Raw genomic sequence first — 4,676 nt, forward strand, 5'->3', positions numbered from 1 at the left:
GCACATGCTCGGCTACCTCTTCGACCCCGCCGAACCGGTGCTCGCCCGGGCCGGGAGCCCCACGCACGCTCGCCACCGCGCCGCGGACAGCGGGGGACGCCCCGGCGCCGGTACGCGGTCGCCACGCGGCGCCGGGCCGCCCCCGCACGCTGGGACTGACCCGGCCGATGGCTGCGGGATGGCGCGCGGTGCGCTCCCTGCTCCCGACACGGCGGCGGGCCGACGCCGGGCCGACCACCCCCACCGACGCCCCGGTACCGGCGGACGGTTCCACGTCCCTCGTGCCGGTGGTGCCCGCCACGGTCGCCGTGCGGGACACGAGAGCGGCCGCGCCGGACAGCGCGGCGCCGGGCAACCCGACCGTGCCGCGCCCGCCGGCAACGGGAACGGTCCGTCCCGACGGTGCGGTGACGGGGCGGACGCCGCGCGGTGACGGGGCGGGGACGTCCGACGGTGCGAAGCACGGGGCGGCGTCGCGGGTCGCGACCCGCGACACCGGCGCGGAGCGCACCGATGCCACCGCGCGTGTCACCGATGCCTCGGCCCGGGCGATGCGGGCGAACGCCCGGCGGCGACTCGGTCGACCCGCGCCGCGGGGCCGCTCCTGGCGCCCCCCGGCCTGGGGCCTGGTGGTGGCCGGCCTCGCCACCGGCCTGGTGGCCGGCCTCGGCTACGGACTGCTCGCCCCCGTCGAGTACGAGGCGCGCGGCCATGTGGTGGTGCGGGCCTCGGAGGGGACCGACCCGGCGGCGGTCGTCGGTTTCGCCCAGGTCTACGGTCGGATCGCCGCCGAGCCGGCGGTGCTCGCGCAGGCGGGAGACCTGCCCGGTACCGTGCGGGCGGCCTCCTCACCGGACGCGCCCGTCGTGGAGATCACCGGTACCGCCGGGAGCCCGGCCGCGGCGGCGGCCGTCGCCAACGCCGTCGCCCCCGCGCTGGTCGCCTACGGCAACGAGGCGGAGGCCATGACCGGAACCCGGCTCGCGGTCCTCGCCGATGCCCGGCCGCCGTCGGCCCCGTCCTCACCGCCGGTCGCCGCGGCCGCAGGTGTGGGCGCTGCCAGTGGGACGCTGCTCGCCTCCCTGGCGTTGCTGGTGCGGCATCACCGCAGGGAGCACCGGACGGCACCCGGGCCCGCGGCCTCGGCGCGTGCCGGGGTGGAGACGGTGCTCTCCCGCCCGGTGGACGCCACGCTGCCCGCCCCCGCTCCCGCTCCGGTGGGAGAGCTCACTCGCTGACACCCCGGCGCGGCCGTTCCTCCCGGCCCCGTGCGCGTGCGTCGGGGTGGGTCGCACGGTCCGGCCGGTCCGGCCGGTCCGGCCGATGCATCCCCGTGGTGCGACGGCCGGCCCGTGCGGTGGGGCGCCGGGGCGCGGACCGCGCGGGGCGCCGTGCCCGGGGCCGCCGTGCCGGGCCGGAACGGCGGCCGCGTGCCACCATGGCCCCATGGTGAGCGCAGCGCAGGTGGCGGAGCGAGCGGACACCTATGGCGTGCTGCCGCTCCTCACCCTCGACGAGTTCCTCGACGAGTTCCTCGACGGCGACGAGCCGGAGGTTCCTCCCGCCCCGGACCGGCAGGAGGCCCGCCGCCCGCCGGTCGCCCGGCTGGCGACGGCGGCTCGCGACCTGGAGCGCAGACCCGAGGTCGCCTGGGTCCGCGTGCAGCTCCACTCGGAGACACTGACCTCGGGCACGCTCGTCGGAGCGGCGATCGCCGTCTGCACCACGGCGCCGGAGACCGAGGTCGAGCGGTGGATCGACGGCTGGGAGGCGGGTGCTCCGGTGGCCGGCCTGATCGACACCTACGCGGAACTCCCCTCGGTGCCGCCCGGCGCCCGGATCTGGTCGGTGGTCCGGGACTGACCGCTCCGGGCCCGACGTAGCGACGTCGTGCCGTGTCCCGGCGCGGGGTGGCGCTGCGAACCGACCCCGCCGTAAAGCTCGCGGGCACGTGCGTCCGTGAGCCGCGCGCCGTGCGGACGCCGTGGACGCGTCCGCGTGACGAGCGACGGGCGAGCAGGTCAGCCGGCCGGAGTGTTGTCCTCCTGTTCCGACGACGCCTCGTCCGCCGTCGATTCCGCCGCCGGGGCCGCGGCTCCCGCCGGGCCCCGGGCCGGCAGCTCGTCTCCGGTGCCACCGGACGGGGGAGCGGCCTCGTCCCGCGCGGTGCGCCCGGCGCCGGGGAGCGACGCCGGGGAGAACGCGTCGCGGAACACCTCGGCGGAGGCGGTGTTGCCCGGGCACCACCAGACGCCGTGCGGGCAGTAGTCGCTGATGCTGTGGTAGACGGGCCGGTGCTCGGCGATCCAGTCGAGCATGCGACGCATGTACTCGGGATTGTCGCCGTTGCGGAAGAGGCCCCATTCGGGGAAGGAGATCGGCTTTCCCCGCGCGGCAGCGACATCCACGTGGTGTTGCAGGCCGTAGGGCTGCCGTACCTGTTCGTCGAAGTCGGCACCCGGCGGCTGGTCGTAGGAATCCATGCCGATGATGTCGACGTGGTCGTCACCCGGATAGCAGTGCGCCCAGCCGATGGCGTCCGTTCCCCGGCTCGGCGCGAAATCGAACCGGAACCGCTGCCCCGGGACGGCACGCATCGTGGTGACCACCGAGCGCCAGTAGCGCTTCCACGCGGCCGGATCGGGGGCGCAGCGATGGGTGTAGGTCGTGCCGTTCATCTCCCAGCCGAGCACGATCACCGTGTCGTCGAGCCCGAGCCCGACCAGCCGTTCCGCCAGGAGTCGGTAGTGGTGGTCGAACGCTCCGCGGGCGCCGGCCCGCAGCATCCGGCGCACCTCGCGGTCGGGGACGCCCTCCTCGTTGCGCTCCGCCATCGGGACGTTGAGCACGAACAGCCGATCAGGGTCTTCCGACCGCCACTCCGCCCAGGGGCGGAGGAAGTCGGGACGCCCCTCGATGTTGGACCAGAGGTCACCGGGAAGGTACGTGCGGCCCACGGTGATCGGGGTGCCGCCGAGCCAGCGGCTCATCGCGTCGGCACGCCGGATGCCCTCCGGGCCGGAACCGAGGAAGACCCCGAAGTCGGCGGGCGGGCCGTCCTCGGGCGTCGCATCGGGCTGCGTCACGGGGCGGGTGGGCTGCTGCGTCGTCGCGCTGCCGCCGTCCGGGTCGACGGACGAGGCGGGCTCCGCCGCCGCGGGGGTGGTCGTGGTGTGCGGGGCGCGCGCCGGGGCCGGCGCGGGCGGGTCGGTGGTGAACGGCAGGGCGGCGACGAGACATGCGGAGGCGGTGAATGCGGCAGCGATACCGAAGAGCATGGCCGGTTCTTCTCCCCGTGCTTGTTCCGGAGCGGTCGTCGCCACATCGGCGATTTGCCAGATGATAAGCAGCCGATCTTCTTATTGGGCTGTGCGAACGCTTCTCTGACGACAGAACGATGAGTCGTCCACCCGTCAGGGTCATTGTCGGGAAGTATGCGTAGGCGTGCCCTCCCTGAATTCCGGAGTACCCGCGCTGATTTTCCGCCTCGACCGAAACCCCTTTCACCACGGCTCGCTCGGGGCTGTGCGGTCGCTCGGCCGTGCCGGTGTCGAGGTGCACGCGTTCACCGAGTCGCCGAGGGTGCCGCTCGCCCGCTCGGCCTACCTGCACCGGCCGCACCCGATGCCCGAGCCGGCGGCGGGCAGCCGGCAGGAGGCGGATCGGGCAGCGGTCGAAGCGCTCGACCGCGCCGGCGCCCGCATCGGTCGGCGTGCCGTGCTGATCCCGATGGACGACCGCGCCGCGCTGCTCGCCGCGCGCCTGCCGCCGCCGGTGCGCTCCCGCTTCCTGCAGCCCGAGGTCGCACCGGAGCTGCCCGAACGACTCGCCGACAAGGCGCAGCTCGTGTCGGTCTGCTCGGAGTTCGGCGTCTCGCATCCCGCCACCGAACAGCCCGGCAGCCTGACGGAGGTGCGGCGGGCGGTCGGCCGCCTCGGACTCCCGCTCATCGCCAAGTGGAGTCGGCCCTGGCACCTTCCGGCGGACAGCGGGCTCCGCTCCACCACCGCCGTGCACTCCGAGGCGGAGGCGCTGAACCTCTGGGAGCGGACGGCAGAGGCGGGGTGTCCGCTGCTGCTGCAGCGCCTGCTCCCCGGCCGCCCCGGCGCGGACTGGTTCTTCCACGGCTGCTTCGGTACCGACGGCGGACTGCTGGCGGGCGGCACCGGCCGCAAGGAGCTCTCCTGGCCCGTGGGCGCCGGCCTGACCGCGGCGGGCAGCTGGCAGCCGCACACCCAGCTGACCCGCGACGCGGTGCGGCTCGCGCAGCGACTCGGCTACCGGGGCATCCTCGACCTGGACTTCCGGTGGGACGCGGACACCGGCGCCTACCACCTGCTGGACGCCAACCCCCGCCCCGGCGCACAGTTCCGGCTGTTCACCGACGACGGAGGGACGGACGTCGTCCGCGCCCTGCACCTCGACCTCACCGGCCGTCCGGTCGCCGATCCGCGCCCGGTTCCCGGCCGCCTCTTCGTCACCGAGAACTACGCGCCGGTGGCCGCGCTGCTGACGGCACGCGGTGGCCGCGCGAGCCGGGCTCCCCTGCCGCCGGCCGGTGGCAGGCGGCAGATCGAAGCCGCGTGGTTCGCTCCGGACGACCTGGCGCCGTTCCTCGCGATGGCGGCCCGCACGGTGCGCCGGGCGGGCCGGCTCCTCGCCGCACTCCCCGGCGG

The 4,676-nt window shown here is 75.7% G+C and carries 4 protein-coding genes; 3 read left to right on the forward strand and 1 reads right to left on the reverse strand.

Going from position 1 to position 4,676, the window contains the following annotated elements; all coding sequences use genetic code 11:
* Nucleotides 1-167 precede the first annotated feature (167 nt).
* Together HCN52_RS21975 and HCN52_RS21980 are read left to right on the forward strand one after the other, a co-directional pair.
* Nucleotides 168-1,238: a hypothetical protein gene (locus HCN52_RS21975; protein WP_168090183.1), complete on the forward strand. Its 1,071-nt coding sequence runs from the start codon at nt 168-170 to the stop codon at nt 1,236-1,238.
* A gap of 208 nt (nt 1,239-1,446) precedes the next feature.
* The gene (locus HCN52_RS21980) at nt 1,447-1,863 is read left to right on the forward strand and encodes a YfbO family protein (protein WP_168090184.1); all 417 of its coding nucleotides are present in this window, start codon (nt 1,447-1,449) and stop codon (nt 1,861-1,863) included.
* A gap of 158 nt (nt 1,864-2,021) precedes the next feature.
* Here HCN52_RS21980 and HCN52_RS21985 read toward each other — a convergent pair whose 3' ends face one another.
* Nucleotides 2,022-3,278, reverse strand: coding sequence for a glycoside hydrolase family 26 protein (locus HCN52_RS21985; RefSeq protein ID WP_168090185.1), 1,257 nt, complete (start codon nt 3,276-3,278; stop codon nt 2,022-2,024).
* 247 nt (nt 3,279-3,525) lie between these two features.
* Between HCN52_RS21985 and HCN52_RS21990 the strand changes: the two genes are divergently transcribed.
* On the forward strand, nt 3,526-4,676 hold a 1,151-nt coding region (locus HCN52_RS21990), incomplete at its 3' end, for a carboxylate--amine ligase (protein WP_168090186.1).

This window comes from Streptomyces bohaiensis (genome assembly GCF_012033785.1).
GTDB lineage: Bacteria > Actinomycetota > Actinomycetes > Streptomycetales > Streptomycetaceae > Streptomyces > Streptomyces bohaiensis.

Coding starts and splice junctions, on each gene's coding strand:
- HCN52_RS21975 (WP_168090183.1), top strand. CDS start 168: ATGGCTGCGGGATGGCGCGCGGTGCGCTCCCTGCTCCCGACACGGCGG.
- HCN52_RS21980 (WP_168090184.1), top strand. CDS start 1,447: ATGGTGAGCGCAGCGCAGGTGGCGGAGCGAGCGGACACCTATGGCGTG.
- HCN52_RS21985 (WP_168090185.1), bottom strand. CDS start 3,278: ATGCTCTTCGGTATCGCTGCCGCATTCACCGCCTCCGCATGTCTCGTC.